Below are 19071 nucleotides of genomic sequence, written 5' to 3'. Positions count from 1 at the left end.
AAAGGTTCTATACTTGCCTACGTAATCTCGCTGATATCAACCAGTTTGGGTTTGCGAGTTAATAGATGAATAATTATCCAGGCGGTGAGGTAAGTAAATCCGCAGATGGTGAACAGGATGTTGTAGCCTCCGCCCAGATTCCCGGCGGCTTTGTAGGAATCGAGTAGGCTACCCACCAGCATCGGGAAGAAGATTCCACCGACGGCACCAGCCATCCCGGCAATACCCGCAGCCGAACTAACGGCCTGTTTGGGAAATAAATCGGAAGCCATTGTAAACACGTTAGTAGCCCAGGCCTGGTGAACGGCCACAGCCAGACTAATTAGCCCAACGGCAACCCAGACATCCGTAACAAACTGAATCAGAATGACCGATAACTCAATTACCGCAAAAGCAAACAATACCGTTTTGCGGGCTTTCAATGTTGGCCAGCCGCGTTTGATGAGCAAGGACGACAGATAGCCTCCACCAATGCTGCCGACGGTGGTCGCCAGGTAAATCAGCATAAGTTCGACGCTGGGTTTTTTTAAATCGAGCTTGAACATGGACGAGAAATAGGAAGGGAGCCAGAACAGAAAAAACCAGTAAATCGGGTCGATAAGCCCTTTGCCAGTGATGAGTGCCCAGGTTTGCGGTAACGTGAATAGTTTGAACCAATTGACACTGGTTTTGACTTCGGGCTCGGTTTCCTGACCACTAGTGATGTACGTGTATTCTTCGCTCGTCAAACGTTTTTGCCGAGTTGGTACGTCGTAAAAAATGATCCAGAAAATCAGCCATACGAAGCCCAGCGCGCCTGTTATCCAGAAAACTTCCTGCCACCCGTAATTACTTAAAATCCAGGGAACGATCAGCAGAGCCGCTACCACACCGACACTAGTCCCAGCATTGAAAAGGCCCGTTGCTAGCGCCCGTTCTTTTTTCGGAAACCACTCGGCTACGGTTTTTACGGCCGCTGGGTAGTTTCCGGCTTCCCCCAATCCCAGACCAACACGGGCAATCCCAAAACCAATTGCACTGCGGGCGACCGCATGAAGCATACCGGCCACGCTCCAGAAAATAATGGTAATCGAGTAACCGACCTTCGTGCCGACTTTGTCGATAAACCAGCCCAGCAACAACAGTCCAGCCGCATAGGCCGCCTGAAACGCCATCACAATGCGGGCAAAATCGGTTTCGCTCCAGCCAAATTCGACTTCCAGAATTGGTTTTAATAAGCCAATAATCTGGCGGTCAAGGTAATTGATGGTGGTTGCCAGAAACAGCAGTACAACGATGACCCAGCGGTAATTACGAATTTTCAAAACGGTACGGGTTTAAGTAATAAAAGGCCCTGACAGGCTCTGGCTGTCAGAGTCGCGATAGCAGCTAATCGGGCACTAAAATCCATCCGGCGGTTCCGACAGCCGGAGCCTGTCGGGGCCAACTACATTACTCAACTACTACGTAACTGTTGGGCAAATTCCTGAAAGTGTGTTTTTAAACCAGCCCAGTCTTTTTTGGCAATGAGTGTTTTGTCGAACAGGTGGCTTCCGATACCCAGTCCATCAGCACCAGCTTTCAGGAAATCATCCATATTTTTCAGATCGACTCCGCCTGTAGGCACCAGTTTTATTTGGTTCAGCGGTGCTTTCAAATCTTTGATGTAGCCGGGTCCTAATGCCGTCGTCGGAAAAACTTTTACCATTGAGGCTCCTAGTTTCCAGGCTTTGTAGACTTCGGAAGGCGTTAACGCGCCCGGGAAAATCGGTACGTTAGCCTTCACACAAGTTTTAATTACCTTTTTATCGAGAATGGGCGTAACGATGAACTGCGCACCGGCATCAAGGGCTTTCGTCAAATCATCCGTGGTGCAAACAGTGCCCGCGCCAATGTTCAGTCCTTCTGAATAGTGTTCACGAGCGTACTGAATGACCTGTTCGGCGCCGGGCGTATTCATGGTTATTTCGATAGTCGTCAGGCCAGCTTCCCGGTAAATAGGGAGAATCTGCTGAATATCAGCTACTACTACGTTACGGATGATACCGACAATGGGCATTTGGGTAAATAATTCCCATGAAAAAGGGGCTGAATTCATTTCGCTGTCACTTTCGCGGTCTGGTTCTGGAATAAATTGATTTGCCCGATGCTGGCTACCAGGTCAATGATATCAGGTGGAATGGTGATGGTGCGGTGCAGGAGATTCAGTTCGGCGAGCGCCAGTTCATAAAAAATGGACAGGTTACTACCGCTGCAAAGTACCAGCGACCAATTATCCTGTTGAAGCAACGGATTGAGTTCGGTACCGATCAGCAAGCCACTCAAGTACAAAGCATTCTGCTTCTTAGTCAGCTTATCGAAAAGCTGATTCGTACGAATGGTGAACAGACTATTCAGAATGGGTGACGTACCAGATCGCCTTACTCCCCGCCGGAATGCTTCTTTGTCACTATCGGTGAGGTGAGCGAGGAGGGACGTATCGACTGAGTCTTTTAAAATGCTTTGCTGCGCCATAAGGCTGAACAGTTCGCCAGTCATATACGTATCGAAACCAACCAACTGGTCACCTTGGATAGCCATGTGTTTGGAGTGTGTACCCGGAAAAATGCAGATAGCTTCCTGCGGTTTGTCGCCCGATAACTGGAGTAAAGCAATTAGGCCGACGAGTTGAGTTTCTTCGCCCCGCATTACGTCCTGATCGCTGCTTACGCCTGAAATCAGCATGATTTCGTGTGGAAAATCAGCCTGGGCATCGAAATGCCGCACACTGGCCTGACTACCATCTACCGCGAAGGGCAACGTAGCATACGGGAGTTCTTCCATGCCAATCGATGAGGAAGCCATACCGGAGATAACGACAGGAATGCCATCCAAAGGCATAGCCACTTTTTCGGCAAGTCGATCAATCTGTTTTTTCAATTCCTGACGAAAAAAATGGTCACGGGCGATGCCTCGCGATGCTCCTCTGGTTTGCCAGCCGGTAAACGTACCGGCAATACCCGTTTGCGAGTGAATTTCACCCAGACTCTGATAGTCAGAGGCATTCATCAATCGAAGTCGAAAGAATGAAGTGCCCCAGTCACAACACAATAAAAAATTGACCATCAGTTTATAGGTTAAGAATTAATGGATATTAAGAACTCAAGTGCTAATAGTTCAGAGTATTCTGGACCGGGTTTTTGTCATGCTGACGAAGCCGGGCCGCCGGAGCGGAAGCATGACAAAGATTCATTGCTGTCTAGTTTGGAAACATTAAGATACTTCCGCTCCGACGGCCCGGCTTCGTCAGCATGACAAAGAACTATGGTCGTAACTTCATGTTAATTAGACGTTTGTGGTAAAGAAAAGGCTACATACGACCCTCCTGATTTCAAATTGTAGCGGGTTCCTCCACAGGCAATCACTACGTACTGCCGACCATCGATCATATACGTAATGGGCGTCGCAAAACCACCCGCCGGTAATTTATATTCCCAGACAATTTTGCCTGTTTTCCGGTCGAAAGCGCGCAGTTTCTCGTCATACGTAGCGGCAATGAAAACAAGTCCGCCCGCCGTTACGACTGGCCCGCCGTGATTCTCGGTGCCGGTTGGCGGAAGGCCCTGTTTCATCAAATCGGGGTATTCGCCCAGCGGCACCTGCCATACAAAATTGCCAGTATTCAGGTCGATGGCATTCAGTGTTCCCCAGGGCGTCTTGAGCGCCGGGTAATTATCCTGATCGCGGAACTGTATATTCCCATTGTTTAAAAAAGGTGGTGAGTACGGAAAATCAGCATTTTTCGACGTAGCGGCTGTTGAGCCTGATGTGTGCACATCGACGACCGCAGGCGCATTCGAAGGCGTTGCTGGCTTCTCTTTTTTTAGGAGAAAATTAACGATGGCATCCCGGTCTTCTTTCGACAAATGAGCAAACGACGGCATCCGTCCGCGCCCAGTTGCCAGCAAATTCTGAATCTGCTCAGCTGATAACCGACTACCCACATCGGTCAGATCAGGGTAGGCCTGGCTGGCAGCATTTGCTACCGGTTTCGACTTGCTTTTTTCGCTCAGGCTGTGGCATATCGAACAATTCGTGTTGAATAGTCCCGTACCGCGCGTCATGGCAACACCCTGACTTTCCCGTACGTCACGCATTTTCAGCCACCACAACATGTTGTTCGAGTTTACGTAGAAAATCCCACTCGGGTCGGCGGCAGTACCGCCCCATTCAGCCCCACCGCCAATAGCAAAAAATAAGCTTCCTTCTTCGCTGGGCGGCAGGTACTTACTCCCATGTCGACTGTTGCGATAGCGCTCCAGTACGTAGGCGCGGGCTTCGGGTGTGCGGCTGGTGATGGTCGATTCAGTTAATTCTTGCAGGCAGAACGGAGCCGGTTTGGTCGGGACGGGTTGTGTTGGCCAGGGTTTTTCGCCGGGTAGGGCCGGAATGGTTGGCACCGGCACTTCCTTCACCGGAAAAAGCGGTTTACCCGTATCGCGATCAAAGACAAACACGTAGCCATCTTTGGTGGCCTGCGCTACAGCATCGACCATCTTGCCGTTGTGTTTTACCCGAATTAAGTTGGGCGGGCAGGGCAAATCGCGGTCCCAAAGGTCGTGGTGGACGGTTTGGAAATGCCAGACGCGCTTGCCGGTTTGGGCATTAATGGCAATTACACAGTTTGCAAACAGATTTTGTCCCGGACGCGCTCCACCGTAAAAATCGACGGATGCCGAGCCTGTACTTGCGTATACGATGCCTCGTTTTTCATCGATAACCATACCCGCCCAGCAATTGGCCCCACCTAACTTTTTATAGGAATCCTTGCCCCAGGTTTCGTAACCGTATTCGCCGGGAAGCGGAATCGTATGAAACACCCACGCCAGCTTGCCTGTGCGTACGTTAAACGCCCGAATGTAGCCCGGTGGCGCATCCCCCCCCTCCGATACGCTAGAACCCATAACCAGTAAGTCTTTATAAATCACGCCGGGCGTGGTGCTACGTATCGACAGCGTTGCTACGTCGTGGCCAATGGTTTCTTTGTCGCCCAGCCCTTCATGCAGATCAACTTCGCCGTTGGTTCCGAAACTTGTTACGGGTTTACCGGTCTGGGCATCAATGGCATATAGGCTTGACCCGACGGAGTAAAGAAGTCGTTTATCGGCGCCATCTTCCCAATACACAACGCCACGTAGCGGATGAAACCGGGGCCGTTTTCCAGGTTCGGAAAACGGGTCGAACTGCCAGAGTTGCTTACCCGTAGCGGCCTCCACGGCAAATAATTTCATGCGTGGCGACGTACCGTACAGGACCCCTTTAATCACAATTGGCTGACACTGAATGTCATTGCCGCGCTGATCGGGCTTGGTATTATCGCCGGTTTCGTAGGTCCATGCCAGTTGCAGATTCTTCACGTTCTGCGTGTTGATCTGCGTCAGCGGGGAGTACCGATTACCCGCGTTGTTGCCGCCATAAGTTGGCCAGTCACTGCTGGGTTGGTCAGCCTGATACGTAGTAACGACTGATTTCTCCCAACGTAGCGGCCAGTAAAGCCCCAGCGCAAGCAGGCCAAAACAGACTTTTAAGAGCGAATTCATGAATTCGTAAGCGATGTTAGGTTTTAGGAAAAGATTCTAACATGAGTGATCAATTGCGAATGCTACTAGGGCGTTTTCGTATAAAATTCATACGTTATCGTCCAGCTTATTTCCTGACCGGGCGCAGCAGACAAACGGATGTATGGTTCCGGGCAGGACGTAGTGGAACAGGCCCAGTATACCAATTTTTCGAGCGGTTTATCGCCCCTGATGCGTACGCCAGCACCCGTTTTCTGATTTTCGATACGTATGTCATAATCTGCCGACGTAGCACCGAAGCCCTGTAAGCCAGCGCTGTACACCTGTTCTTTTTTGTCCAGATCGCGTGAATACGCCAACTTATTTCCCTGCGCAACAATCGTAGTGCCAAACCCTTTACCCTCGCCTTTCACCTCGAACGGAAACTGCACATTCACGGTGGGGCCGGTGGGTTGTTTGTCGATGATGAAAAAGTTGTGGTTATACGTACTGGTTTCGATGGGTAGCTTGCCCGTGTTTTTCAGGCGGTGTTCCAGCACCAGTTCGGGTTTGTCTTTCGTGAGTTTCACCGTTTTCTGGTACACGTAGCCATAGCCCGACGTAGCGTCGTTCAGTTTGTGGCTGAAATCAACCTGATCTCTCGACTTCTTTATCGCCCACTCGCCGGGGTTCGCGATTTCGTAATACTTGGAGAAAGCATACGGTTTCTCGTCGGGTTTACGTAGCACGCCCACGCCGATTTTTACGAACGTACCAGCCGGTTGCGCTTCAGCATATCCCAGTGGGACAAACTCCTCGGCAGGACCGCTGATGGCGTCGTGCAGTTTCGGATCGTAGTTCTCGAACCAAGGCTCGACAAAACTATGGCCTTTGTAATCCAGATTCTTGAACGAACCCGCCCAATCGAAGCGCGTTCCCTGATAATACCCCTGACTGGCATCGGGCAGGTATAACGTAGTCTGGATAACTCCATTCGACAGGTCGGCTTGTGGGAAATCGGCTAGTGGTAGGGTTGCACTACCAAAGCCCAATAGTACGGGAATAGCAATGAGTGTTCTTTTCAGCATCGTCATGATACGTTTAGTTAAGATTCTATGGATTTATTACATCTAAGATTAACAGTATAGACAAACGAACCCATAGAATCTACTTTCACCTCAATTCCGGCCTAGTTCAAATTCGGATTGATCGACGTATCGGTGTAAGGTAATGGGAACCAATAATTTGCCTTGGTGATGGGTTTGATTGGCTGCAAATCGTCGGGGCTTTTGGCGGCATTAGCAGCTTCTACCCGTTCGAGACGTATCAGATCGAACCAGCGCGTGCGCTCACAGGCAAATTCCCAGGCACGTTCCTGAACAACCTCATCAGCAAACTGAGTGGCTGTCAGGCCATCAGCTGGCGAAAGAGCTTTCGTGCCCGCTGCCCGACCGCGTAAACGTACCGCATTCAGCGCATCATAAGCAGCCTGATCAGGTCCGCCCGTACCCCGCGCTTTGGCTTCGGCGTAAACGGTCAATACATGCGGGTAACGCATCATGACCGACGGTAGCGAAATACTGGACGTAACAACGTTGCCTTTGATGTACCATTTTTGGTAATAAGGGTGCCGGGTCAGGCTTTTGTCCCAAGGAGTTTTGGTGGTACCCAAGCCAAATTCGGTGCGGAACGTAGCATCTTTACGTGGCCCAGCCGGAAAATCACGGAAGAAATTCAGTTCGGCAAACATATCGTCCCAACCGCCTTCTTCGCCGGGCATCGTCGTGTTGCCATACGTAGCGTTGGCTGTGCCGCTTCCGCCCGTAAAGCCGCCAATCTGGAAAACCGATTCCGGAATCATAGCCACCGCCGGATCGTTTTCGAAAACGGCAGCAAACGTTGGCATCAGTTGAAAACCATACGTAGCGCGGTTGTCGATCACCTCTTTCGCTTTGGCAGCGGCCAGATCATAGTTGGCAGTTAATTTCAGCGGCCAACCTGCCATCGTCAGGTACACATCGGCTAGAAACGCCTTGGCCGAACCCGCGTTAGGCCGACCCGGATCGCGCCGGGTATTGGGAAGCATGGTTTCAGCTTTCTTCAAATCGTCCACAATCAGCGCATACACTTCGGCCGGCGTCGACTTCTTGATCGTCAGCAGATCAGACGAATATTCGCCCACTAAAACCAAAGGAATGCTTCCGTAAAAGCGAGTTAACCAGTAGTACGAAAACCCGCGAATGAAATAAGCTTCACCCGCAATGATGTCGATAGTGGCTTTGGTGCCAACCGTTTTCTGGTAATTGTTAATTACGTTGTTAGCACCCTGAATGGCTTTGTAACAGCCCGTATAAACGGCCCCTGAACGCTGGTTCGTAGTCGATACGTTGAACTGATCGAATTCGCGCCAGTCGGCTTTGTTGCTGGCCGGATGCGTCGTTACGTCGTCGCTGCCGATGGTAGCGGCTGTGGCCGACGGATGCAGAAAACCATATGTCCACTGGTTGCCCAGGCCCCGGTAGGCGCCGGTCAGCGCTGATTCAAGACCGTCCTGCGTGGAGAGTACGTTTCCGCCGTACAGCAATCCGGTTGTGTTTTCTTCGAGGTAACTTTTGCAGCCGACGGTAAGCGTTGCCGCCAAGGCTACTATAACTAATTTTTTCATGATCGTTCAGTTTTTAGAAGCCCAGATTGATGCCCAGTGTGTACTGTTTGGCGTTTGGATAAGAACCGTAATCGATACCAATGGCTGTATCGGTACCCGAACCAACACGAGCCGATTCTGGGTCTGGCCCTTTGTATTTCGTGATTGTAAACAGGTTCGTGGCGCTGGCAAATACCCGGATGTTCGCTTTGTTATTAATGAAACCGGTTGGTACGTTATACGAAAGACTAACGTTTTTCAGCCGTACGAAGCCGCCATCTTCCAGGAACCGGCTCGATTGGGTGAACGGCTGATACGTTTTCGTGAAGGCCGGTACGTCGGAGGTTTCGTTACCCGGACGGTAGTAATCCCGGATTTCCGACAGAATGAACTGCCGCGCGTCGCCCGAGCCCGACAAAGCGGCTGCCCGTGTGTAGTTCAGTTTATCGACGCCGAATACGCCATTGAAGAATACGTTTAACGTAAAGCCTTTATACGTAAAGGTGTTGTTCCAGCCAGCCGTTCCTTTGGGGAAAGCCCGTCCGATAATCTGGAAGTCATCAGTCGTAATAGCATTGTCGCCGTTAAGGTCCTGATAGTGTGGGTCGCCCGGTACACGCCCCTGTCTGGCAGCCTGATCCGCTTCGTTTGGTTTCCAGGTGCCGAGGTATTGTAGGCCCCAGTACGAACCCAGTGGCTCGCCCGGAATCAGCATAAATTCGTTCGTAGTCGACATACCAGCACCTACGCCCGTTCCCTGACCAAGCCTTGGCAGACCGCCCAGACTGATAACTCGGTTTTGGAGTGTCGAATAGTTGAGGTTTGTTTCCCAACGGAATCCGCCTTTGTCGAAGGGCGTAGCGCCAATCGAAAACTCAAAGCCTTTGTTCTCAATTTCACCGACGTTACGTGCCTGCGTACCACCACCCGCATAGCTTGGAATTGCTACGTTGAGAAGCAGATCGGTCGTATTTTTCTTGAAATAATCGGCTTCGATACGTATCCGGCCATTCAGGAATTCCATCTCCAAACCTACGTCGACCTGTTTTGTGGTTTCCCATTTCAGATCAGGGTTTCCGGGATTGCCCAGGATTACACCCGCCGTAGCCGCCGTGTTGTTGAAGGCTGAAACGATGGTGCTATAAGTCGATAACGTAGCATACGGGTTAATGGCCTGACTACCAGTCATACCCCAGCTCCCACGCAGTTTCAGATTGCTGAATACGTTCAGATTCTTGATAAACTCTTCTTCCGACAAACGCCAGCCGAGGGCTACCGATGGGAATACGCTATATCGGTTAGCGGGGCCAAACTTCGACGAACCATCGCGCCGAACGGCAGCTGTAACGAGGTATTTGTCTTTGTAACCGTAGTTTACCCGTCCGAGTAGCGATAAAAGCGTCCATTTCTGAAAACCAGATGCTACGGTAGCGGCCGTATTACCACCGATGTTGTCGTAGCCCAACTGAGGGAAACGAAGTCCCGCTGCACTGGCCGTAAAGTTCTGATCGGTAAACTGTTGCGTTTCCAACACGGCCACGGCGTTGATTGAGTGATCACCAACTTTAAGGTCGTAGTTCAGTGTGTTCGTGTTTTGCAACGTAAACTGTTCGGCTGAGAAGCGGCTGGCCGTTGGGTTGTTGTTCGATAGCCGTTTGCCGTTCAGGTTTAGGTTTTGAGCATTCAGGAAGTTGACCGCGTACTGTAAATCGAGCGATAGTCCCTTGATCGGAAGCTTATAATTCAAACCGCCAATGAGGTTGAGGCCGGTCCGGTTCTGATCGACCGACTGATCGTATAGATAATCCAGCGGATTGCGATAAACCGACCCGATTGGGTCCGTAAACGTTGGTTGACCATCTGTGCCGTAAGCGGGTGTTGTTGGTGCCCAGGCCAGCGCCTGAACGATAGCGCCACCATCGAGCGTGTTGTGGTTTTGCGAACGTGTACCCCAAAAATTCAGCCGGAACGAGAGTTTGTCGTTGATCTGGGTATTCAAATTGGTACGTAGAATGTACCGTTTGAAACCGCTGTTATTAACAATCCCATTCTGATTCAGGTAGTTACCCGAAACCAGGAACGTCGTTTTATCATTTCCGCCCGAAACTGTAATCTGATGCTGTTGGCCGCTTCCTTTCCGGAAAACCAGACTTTGCCAATCGGTACCGCCGTTTTGCTTGAACTGCGCAATCTGATCGGTCGTGAAAGGTAAACCAGAGCCAACTGCAGTAGCCCGCGCATTTACGATTTCGGCAAATTCACCGGCTGGCAATACGTCGTAACGTTTGATGTTTTCCGACGTACTGAATTGCCCTTCGTAGTTGACTTTAAGCCCTTTAGAACCTTTTTTGGTGGTGATAATCACGACACCATTTGCACCCCGGCTTCCGTAAATTGACGTAGAAGCGGCATCTTTCAAGACCTGAATCGTCTCAATATCACTGGGGTTGACGAAGTTGAAGTTGGCGCCCACAAAGCCGTCCACTACGTAGAGCGGGTCATTATTGCCCAACACGGAGTTGGCTCCGCGAATACGGATACGCGCATCACCACCGGGTGCGCCGTTGGTTTGCGTTACCTGCACACCGGCCGCGCGACCCTGCAATACCTGATCTAATCGGGTAACTGGCTGTTGGGCAAACTCTTTATTCGAAATCGCCGTCAGAGCGCCCGTTACGTCAGTTTTCCGCTGCGTACCGTACCCCACGACCACCACCTCATTCAGCGTTTTCAAATCCTCAACCAGTTGTACGTTAATCTCGCTACGTCCATTGATGGCAACCGTCTGGCTCGTATAGCCAATGTTCGAAAAGACCAACGTAGCATTGTTGGCCGCATTCACCGCGTAATTCCCCGACGCATCCGTCGACGTACCGGTTGTCGTGCCATTCACCTGAACGTTCACACCAGGAAGCCCCTGATTATCGGGCCCGGTTACCCTTCCGGTAATCCGGTTACTCTGGGCAAAGGCCACGCTCGAACTTAGCAGCCATGCCAGCAGGAAAAGTTTTAGATAGTTTTTCATTTGTACTTGGGTTTATTGAAAAGATTTTCTGTTCCGGGATTGAGCTGATGAATGGATTTTCTGAACCTGTATTTTGAACCAGGATTTAGCAGATTTAAGGATTTTCTGGATTTTGTTTTTCGCTTCGAAGAAGCGTTTTCGTTGGAAAGCAAAATCCAGAGAATCCTTAAATCTGCTAAATCCCGGTTCTGACTACCAGTCGACTACGGAGCCGTCGAGGGCATTATAAGATTCTGGGTTTTTCCAGTCGTGACCGATTTTGTCTTTCATTAGAGCCTCGTCAAGTTCGATGCCCAAGCCTGGGCCTTGCGGAATCATCACGGTGCCGTCTTTTTGCAGTTTGAAGGGATTCTTGATGTAGCCATCACCCAGCGTAACCTGCTCCTGCACCAGAAAATTGGGTATACTGGCCGCCAGATGAAGCCCTGCTGCTAATGAGATAGGACCCATTGGATTGTGAGGAGCTACCGGAACGTAGTACGCTTCGGCCATGCCTGCAATGATACGTCCCTCAGTGATACCTCCAGCGTGGCAGAGATCGGGTTGGACGATGCTGACAGCCCGTTTTTCCAGCAGTTCACGGAATCCCCATTTCGTAAAAATCCGTTCGCCGGCAGCAATGGGCAGATGCGTTCCACGCGCAATGTCAGCCAGAATATCTACGTTCTGTGCCTGAACAGGTTCCTCCACAAACATCGGTTTATAAGGCTCTAACTCCTTGATCAGCAGCTTGGACGTTTGTGGGGGAATGGCTCCGTGGAAGTCGATAGCAATATCCATGTCATCGCCACCAGCTTCACGTAGCGACGCGAAATTGTCGATGGCGTATTTGATAAATTTGGGGTTCTCAACAAAATCAGACGGATTTTTTTTCGCCACGCCCGTCTTGATGACCGTGTATCCTTCCGCTTTCCGTTTTTTCATGTCTTCGGCATTACTGGCTCGTCCGTAAACGCGCACCCGGTCGCGGGTGGGGCCGCCGAACAGTTCGTAAACCGGTACGTTCAGGAGTTTGCCTTTAATGTCCCACAACGCATGGTCGATGCCGCTTAAGGCGCTCGTCAGAATGGGCCCTCCTCGGTAAAACGCGTGGCGATAAATGGCCTGCCAGTGATGTACCACCCGTCGCGGATCTTTCCCGATCAGATATGGTTCGAGCTCTTTGATGGCCGTCTGGATAGTCAGCGCGCGGCCCTCGAGTAGTGGCTCACCCAGACCGTGAACCCCAACGTCAGTATGAATTTTTAGAAAAATCCAGCGGGGTTTTACCAGAAAAGTTTCCAGTTTGGTGATCTTCACCTTGCTGTAATCCTGGAAGGGTGCCGGATTACTGGCGTAGGATGTTTCGGGCAGAACCATCGTGCTCAGGCCAGCCACCCCAAGAACGGACTGTATGGCCGAACGCCGGGAGACGCCAGACGACTTAGACGAGTTTTTCATAAAAGTTTATTGGAAGATTTGGGTCGTTTAATCGTTTAAGCTCTCGGATAAAAAAATACAGGGAGAATGATGTAACGTTAGGACAGAGCTAGTATGAGTCTATCCTAACGCTACAGGGATGCTTATGGACGAATCAGTGTGCCGTCCATTTTCCGTACCTGCCAGTTCGATTTCGTGCCGATTGGATATTTGGCCGCTTCTTTCTCGTTAATATCCACACCAAGACCAGGCACCTCATTCACCGACATATAACCCTTGTTCATAGTTGGGCAACCGCTAAATACTTCCTTCATCTTGTCCGAAAACTGGACCGCTTCCTGGATACCAAAATTCCAGACGGCGAGGTCGATGTGGGCGTGTGCTGCGTGACCCACCGGTGATACGTCGCCGGGGCCGTGCCAGGCGGTGCGTATGTTGAACCACTCGCCCAAACGAGCCACTTTCATAGCCGGTGTAATACCACCAATCTGCGATACGTGAATCCGGATAAAATCGAACCACTGGTTCACCATCGGCTCCTTAAACTCGTTGATGTTATTGAACAACTCGCCCATCGCAATCGGCACTGATGTTGCCTGACGTAATTGCGCGAACCACTTCATGTTTTCGGGCGAGAAGGGGTCTTCGATGAAGAAAGGCCGGTATTCTTCCACCTTTTTAATCATGTTGATCGCATCAATCGGCTGCACCCGCTCGTGGATGTCGTGCAGGAGTTCAATTTCATCGCCACACTCTTTCCGAACCACCTCGAACATTTTCGGCACCGATTTCAGGTACAACCGCTCGTTCATGTAGTTGTCGGTTGGACCACCAAAATTGGCCACTTTAAAATCAGGCTGATCAGCAGTAGCACCTACGGCTCCGTAGCCACCCTGTTGAATGCGGATGTATTTGAAACCTTCAGCCATGAATTTCTTCACGCTATCGGCAGCGGCTTCGGGCGTGTTGCCGCCTGCGTGTGTGTAGCAGGGAATGGCAAAACGCACTTTGCCGCCAAGTAGTTGGTAGACAGGCATGTTAGCTCGTTTACCTTTGATGTCCCACAGGGCCTGATCCAGTCCACTGAGCGCATTATTTAGTACAGGGCCATTCCGCCAGTAGGAACTCACATAGGCACCCTGCCACATGTCTTCGATCTGGTCGACGTCTTTGCCAACACAGAACTCATTCAGATACGTATTGATCGCTACCACAACAGCCGCAGCGCGTTGGGTGAACGTAGCGCAACCCAGCCCGTAGAGACCCGGCTCGGTGGTTTCTACTTTCACAACAATCAGGTTAGAGCCTTGCGGAGCCGTAGCAATGGCCTTCACGCTCTTGATTTTAACGGGAGCCAAACCAACGGCGTAGCGTGGAGTCCCCTGTTGTTCACGGGCTTCGGCGGTAGAGGGCCCACCGAAGAGGCCAAGGACTCCGGCAGACGAGCCAAAACCAAGCATTTTCAATGTTTCGCGACGGCTCTGATCAAGTTTATTCATAAAAGAAACGGTAATGAGTTGAGTGATTTAAATGACAATTTTGACAGAATTTACAAGAGCGATTTTGTCATGCAGACGAAGACGCTACCTTCTTGTAAATCCTGTCATCGAAAAATCTACTTCTTATCCCACCAGATACGTGTATCGAGCGTGTTTGGGCCCTGGCGGGTAATGGCTTCATTCATTTTGCCAGAGTTGACAATGATCTCACTATCAGGGTAAGGCAGTCGACGAATAAAGTCGCCTTTGACCTCGGAACCCGGATATGGATTTTTCTTCAGGGCGGGGAAACCGCTACGTCGGAAATTGGCCCACGCTTCGTTGCCATCCAGGAAACTGGCGACCCAGTATTGCGTATTGATCAAGTCAAGCCCATTGGCTGCATTGTACGGATGCGCATCCAGATACGCTTTGATAGTGGCTTCAGGGATGGTTGTACCGTAGGAAGCCATTTGCTCCAGATTCGCCCGTATACCTCTTGTGTAATAGTCAGCCGCTGTGCCCGTTACCCAACCTCTGGTGGCTGCTTCGGCCAGCAGGAGCAAGGTTTGCGCATACGTAACGTGGAACTCAGGCGAATCCAGTTTCAAAACCGTATTGAGGTTGACCTGCGTATAATCCCACAAACTCACAACTTTGTTGGCCGCAAACGTAGTAGAAATCGATACGTCGTTATAGCCCATCGGCATCCCAATCTGAACCGCCGGGTCCGATGACGCCCGTCCTACAACCTGTTCCTGACCACCTTTGGCACCCACGTAACGTACTGCGAAAATGGGCAGACGAGGATCGTTGTTGGCTTTCAGGTAATCGACGAAGGGAGCGGCCAGGTAGAAATTGGTTTTCTCGCGAGCTTGTAAGTGATTGGCAACGTAGTTGTTATACAGAGACGTATGACGAAGTGTCGAGTTGTCGGCATTAGATTGGAGTACGCCACCAGCTACAGCTTTCTTCACGTAGGATTCAGCCATTGCCGGGTCTACTTTGGTCAGACGCATGGCGGCACGTAGCATGAGCGAGTAACCCAGTTTTTTCCATTTCGCTACGTCGCCCCCGTACAGAATGTCTGTTACAACGGCGGGTTGAGCGGTGGTCAGCGCGGCCGAAGCCTCGTCCAGTTCCTTCAGCAGATCCTTATAGATGTCCTGTTGCGCGTCGTATTTAGGCGTAATGATTTCAGTCGTATACCCCTGTCCCGCTTCTGAATAGGGAACATCACCATACGTATCGGTCAGAATCATGAACACGTAAGCGCGCCAGATGCGGGCACCCTGATACGTATTGATTTGCAGCGGATCGGATTTGGTTTGGTCTATTACCGACACGAGCTGTTTCACTACGTTCCGGTAGAAATTCTGCCAGACTAACGGCGTATTACTGTTATTCACCTGATCATAGTTAGCCCCAGAAAGCGAGCTACCATACGGCGTAATAATCTGTTGCACAATACCAAAGTTGTAAGTCAGCATGCCCAACGTACCAAATCCGTCGAGGTAACTGGTATTGATGATGGCCTTATTTAGTACCATCGACGCTGCCAGCGACGTAGGGTCAACCTTGTTGGTATTGACCTCCGTAAATCCCTTATCGCAACTCGTCAGCAAACCCAGTGAGAGCGTTAGCGTGAGGATATATTTGAGATGTTTTTTCATGAGTTTGTTATTTTGAGTTTACTGTTTTCCGTTTACAGTTTTCTGTGGCTAAAGCAGGACCGCTACGCGTAACAGAAAACTGTATACTGTAAACAGAAAACTTATTTAGAATCGAACATTAAGGTTGAAGCCCATCGTACGCGTTGGGGGAAGACCAGGCCAGAAATCAAGACCAACTGAGTTATCCGACGACACCATCGCTTCTTCTGGGTCCATGTTTTCGGTCCACTTCTTGATAACCAGTACGTTGTTGGCTACAGCGCTCAGTTTGATACCCTTGATAAACAGACTCTCAGGCAGCAGTTTGGTGAAATCGTAGCCAATCGTGATCTGGCGCAGTTTCCAGAAACCAGCGTTGTTCACGAAATCTTCGTGGATACCCAGCGGGTTGAGCGATTCGTAGAAAGGCTGAACGGCAGCACGCGTTTTGTTGATTTCGCCGTTTGGATTCACGCCGTCGCCAATTACATAACCCACATCGCGACCCGGTAACGTCCGTTTCGAGAGCCCGTGGCGCAGGTAGTTGATGTTACGGCCGGAAATCAGTTTGTGACCCAGTTTGAAGTCGATCAACGCCGATATCGAAATGCCTTTGAACGTGAACGTATTGGTAATCCCTCCAAAGTAGGTAGGCAGCGCGTTGCCAACGTTTACCAACGTATTGTTACGTAGTGGCATGCCGCTGTTCGCGTCGTATACTTTACGGCCCTGAGCATCACGTAGATACATGAACGTATAGAGTTGGCCAATAGGTTTGCCTACCACCTGATTCAATACCCGGCCGCTGCCACCACTAACTGTAATTACCGTATCGTTCGGAGACAGACCCAGTTGCAGCACTTTCGAGGTATTGTACGATACGTTGGCATTGAAATCCCATCGGAAGTTGTTTGTAACAACTGGCGAGAAATTCAGAGCGATTTCAAGTCCCTGGTTCATGCTACGTCCTACGTTAATCAATTTGTTGGTATACGACGAAGCATCCGAAACCTGAGCCGCCAGAATCTGGTCGTTGGTGGTTTTGTGGTAATACGTAAAATCTACGCCAACTTTGTTATTGAACAGTTTCAGTTCCAGACCAACTTCGGCTTCCTGGATACGTAGCGGACGCAGATTTTTGTTCGGAACTGTCGATGCGTTGATACCACCGACCGGCACGAGTTGCCCTGCTGGATTCGGGAACGAGTTGTTGTCGACCTGATAGTAAAGCGCGTTCGAATAAGGCGCTACGTTGTCAGAACCGACTTGCGCGTAGGCCGCACGAATTTTACCGAAGGAGATCCATTCCGGCAGTTTGGGGAAGGCTTGTGAGAACACGAAACTACCCGTAACGGATGGGTACAGAATGCTCCGGTTCGTTTCGGCCAGCGTTGAGAACCAGTCGTTACGTGCCGTTGCGGTCAGGAACAGGTAATCGTTGTACGACAACGTAGCAGAACCGAACAGTGAGTTGATTTTTTTCTCCGACAACGCATAGATTGGGTTTTTAACCCGTCCGTTGGCTACCGTGTATAAGCCTGGTTGCACGAAATCCTGCACTGTTACGCTGTTGTAATCGTTGCGGGCGTAGCGGGCATTTCCACCCAGCGTTATGTCGACGCCAATCTTGCCAAACGTTTTATTTCCACCCAGAATGAAGTCGAGGTTGCGTTCGGTATTCTGACGTACGTCCTGCGTGTACGAACCATTTACGTAGCCGGTTGGCGCTTTAGCGATGGGCGCATAGCCATTCGGGATGTTATAATCCTGATTCCGAATGTAGTAATCCTGCGCGATACGTCCCTGAATGTACAGCCAGTCGGTCAGTTGGTAGCGAAGAGCAAGGTTTCCGAAAATCCGGTCGCGCAGGATGTTTTCGAAGTGATAATTCATCGAATAGTACGGATTGTTACGTACCAGGAAGCGCGAGAACACAAACTCATCGCCGTTGGGCTGGACCTGGTTATCACGTAGCGCCTGGAATGGCATGGAGTTCGCCAGCGTGAAAATCACTGTCGATACCGAGAAATCCTGCGCATTCAACTGGGGCGGGTTGACGTTATTTTCCTTCGAGTAGTTGATGTTTCCCGAAGCCGTCAGCCGGCTATTGATATTCTGCGAAAAACCCAGGTTGATCACCTTCCGATTGAAGGTGTTGTTGTCCATGATACCCTTATTGTCGGTATTGCTGAACGAAAGACTGAAACCGCCGTTCTGCCCGTTGTTGGACACCGTTACGGTATTGGTGAAGTTGGTTCCAGTACGATAGAATTGCTTCACGCGGTTGCGAACCGGCTCATACGGCCAGGTTTCGTTGTCGAAAAGCACTTGAGTCATGCCCGGCTGAAATTTCTCACCAAAGCTCCAAACACCCGAAGTCGGGTCACGCGAAGTAGGACGCAAACCGCCCTCGCCCTGTCCGTATTCATATTGGAAATCAGTGAAATCCAGGGCCGTTTCGGTGGTGAAGTTTGTGTTGTACGTAACACCAAATCCTTTGCCCGCGCCCCGGCTTTTGGTGGTAATCATCACAACGCCGTCTTTCGCGCGTGAACCGTAGAGGGCTGCTGCCGTACCACCTTTCAATACGGTCATGGTTTCGATATCGTCGGGGTTGATACTGCTTAACCCATCGCCACCGTCGGAATTGTTCATGGCGCGGGTACCATAATCACCCCCAAGCGAATAGTTGGAATTGTCGATAGGAACGCCGTTCACAACAATCAGCGGGTTGTTCTGACCACTAAACGACGACTGACCGCGAATCCGAATCTTCGCCGTTCCGGCAGGACCGGAACCCATCGTCGTGATGTTTACTCCAGCCATTTTTCCCTGTAAACCACTCACAAAGTTGTTGGTGCGGTTTACTGTAATCTGTTCCGAGTTGACTGTAGCCGTAGCGTAACCCAGCGTTTTAGCTTCCCGTTTGATACCGAGTGCGGTAACGACCACCTCATCAATGGCTTTGGCATCTTCGATCAACTTTACATTAAGCACTGAGCGATTGTTGACCTGAATGGTCTGGCTGATGTAGCTGATGTACGAGAAAATCAGCGACGCGTTGGCCGGTGCATTGATGGCATAATTTCCATCGGCATCGGTGGTGGTTCCGGTCGACGTACCGCCAACTACTACGTTTACGCCGGGTAATCCCTGGTCGTTAGCACCGGTTACCTTACCGGTTACCCGGTTATTCTGCGCGAAGCCATAACCATGGCCCAGCAACAGCAATAACACGAGCAGCATTAGATGTTTTTTCATGATTTAGGAATTGTAAGAGTTATTAAATGGGCACTAGAAAAAGCGGCAACAGATTTGATAAAAGAGAAAGGCGGTA

Annotated in this window: 11 protein-coding genes; all 11 read right to left on the bottom strand. The window is 50.5% G+C overall.

Annotated elements, in window-relative coordinates:
* Positions 1 to 17: 17 nt before the first annotated feature.
* On the bottom strand, positions 18 to 1304 hold the full coding sequence (locus IC229_RS13885; protein WP_190887593.1) for an MFS transporter: 1287 nt from the start codon (positions 1302 to 1304) through the stop codon (positions 18 to 20).
* A 131-nt stretch (positions 1305 to 1435) separates the two neighbouring features.
* Positions 1436 to 2077, bottom strand: coding sequence for a bifunctional 4-hydroxy-2-oxoglutarate aldolase/2-dehydro-3-deoxy-phosphogluconate aldolase (locus IC229_RS13880; protein ID WP_190887592.1), 642 nt, complete (start codon positions 2075 to 2077; stop codon positions 1436 to 1438).
* The gene (locus IC229_RS13875; protein ID WP_190887591.1) at positions 2074 to 3084 is read right to left on the bottom strand and encodes a 2-dehydro-3-deoxygalactonokinase; all 1011 of its coding nucleotides are present in this window, start codon (positions 3082 to 3084) and stop codon (positions 2074 to 2076) included. The genes IC229_RS13880 and IC229_RS13875 overlap by 4 nt, the downstream gene beginning before the upstream one ends.
* 215 nt (positions 3085 to 3299) lie before the next feature.
* Positions 3300 to 5558: an outer membrane protein assembly factor BamB family protein gene (locus IC229_RS13870; protein WP_190887590.1), complete on the bottom strand. Its 2259-nt coding sequence runs from the start codon at positions 5556 to 5558 to the stop codon at positions 3300 to 3302.
* 65 nt (positions 5559 to 5623) lie between these two features.
* Complete coding sequence (locus tag IC229_RS13865) at positions 5624 to 6604, bottom strand: hypothetical protein (protein WP_317171570.1); 981 nt, start codon at positions 6602 to 6604, stop codon at positions 5624 to 5626.
* A gap of 101 nt (positions 6605 to 6705) precedes the next feature.
* Positions 6706 to 8181, bottom strand: a complete 1476-nt coding sequence (locus IC229_RS13860; RefSeq protein WP_190887588.1) for a RagB/SusD family nutrient uptake outer membrane protein — start codon at positions 8179 to 8181, stop codon at positions 6706 to 6708.
* A gap of 13 nt (positions 8182 to 8194) precedes the next feature.
* Positions 8195 to 11185, bottom strand: a complete 2991-nt coding sequence (locus tag IC229_RS13855; protein WP_190887587.1) for a SusC/RagA family TonB-linked outer membrane protein — start codon at positions 11183 to 11185, stop codon at positions 8195 to 8197.
* Between the two features lie 192 nt (positions 11186 to 11377).
* The gene (dgoD, locus tag IC229_RS13850) at positions 11378 to 12625 is read right to left on the bottom strand and encodes a galactonate dehydratase (RefSeq protein ID WP_190887586.1); all 1248 of its coding nucleotides are present in this window, start codon (positions 12623 to 12625) and stop codon (positions 11378 to 11380) included.
* 122 nt (positions 12626 to 12747) lie between these two features.
* Entirely contained in the window at positions 12748 to 14103 is a 1356-nt protein-coding gene (locus IC229_RS13845) for an enolase C-terminal domain-like protein (RefSeq protein WP_190887585.1), read from the bottom strand.
* 116 nt (positions 14104 to 14219) lie between these two features.
* A complete protein-coding gene (locus IC229_RS13840; RefSeq protein WP_190887584.1) occupies positions 14220 to 15755 on the bottom strand; it encodes a SusD/RagB family nutrient-binding outer membrane lipoprotein in 1536 nt (511 codons plus the stop codon).
* A 105-nt stretch (positions 15756 to 15860) separates the two neighbouring features.
* Positions 15861 to 18995: a SusC/RagA family TonB-linked outer membrane protein gene (locus IC229_RS13835; RefSeq protein ID WP_190887583.1), complete on the bottom strand. Its 3135-nt coding sequence runs from the start codon at positions 18993 to 18995 to the stop codon at positions 15861 to 15863.
* Positions 18996 to 19071: the final 76 nt, after the last annotated feature.

This window comes from Spirosoma profusum, assembly GCF_014699005.1.
Classification (GTDB): domain Bacteria; phylum Bacteroidota; class Bacteroidia; order Cytophagales; family Spirosomataceae; genus Spirosoma; species Spirosoma profusum.
Note: the sequence above shows the minus strand (reverse complement) of the source record. Positions and strands in the feature narration are given on the sequence as shown.

What these genes read in the sequence shown, in the direction of transcription:
- IC229_RS13880 (WP_190887592.1), bottom strand. Translation starts at nt 2,077, where the DNA reads ATGAATTCAGCCCCTTTTTCATGGGAATTATTTACCCAAATGCCCATT.
- IC229_RS13875 (WP_190887591.1), bottom strand. Translation starts at nt 3,084, where the DNA reads ATGGTCAATTTTTTATTGTGTTGTGACTGGGGCACTTCATTCTTTCGA.
- IC229_RS13870 (WP_190887590.1), bottom strand. Translation starts at nt 5,558, where the DNA reads ATGAATTCGCTCTTAAAAGTCTGTTTTGGCCTGCTTGCGCTGGGGCTT.
- IC229_RS13865 (WP_317171570.1), bottom strand. Translation starts at nt 6,604, where the DNA reads ATGCTGAAAAGAACACTCATTGCTATTCCCGTACTATTGGGCTTTGGT.
- IC229_RS13860 (WP_190887588.1), bottom strand. Translation starts at nt 8,181, where the DNA reads ATGAAAAAATTAGTTATAGTAGCCTTGGCGGCAACGCTTACCGTCGGC.
- IC229_RS13855 (WP_190887587.1), bottom strand. Translation starts at nt 11,185, where the DNA reads ATGAAAAACTATCTAAAACTTTTCCTGCTGGCATGGCTGCTAAGTTCG.
- dgoD (WP_190887586.1), bottom strand. Translation starts at nt 12,625, where the DNA reads ATGAAAAACTCGTCTAAGTCGTCTGGCGTCTCCCGGCGTTCGGCCATA.
- IC229_RS13845 (WP_190887585.1), bottom strand. Translation starts at nt 14,103, where the DNA reads ATGAATAAACTTGATCAGAGCCGTCGCGAAACATTGAAAATGCTTGGT.
- IC229_RS13840 (WP_190887584.1), bottom strand. Translation starts at nt 15,755, where the DNA reads ATGAAAAAACATCTCAAATATATCCTCACGCTAACGCTCTCACTGGGT.
- IC229_RS13835 (WP_190887583.1), bottom strand. Translation starts at nt 18,995, where the DNA reads ATGAAAAAACATCTAATGCTGCTCGTGTTATTGCTGTTGCTGGGCCAT.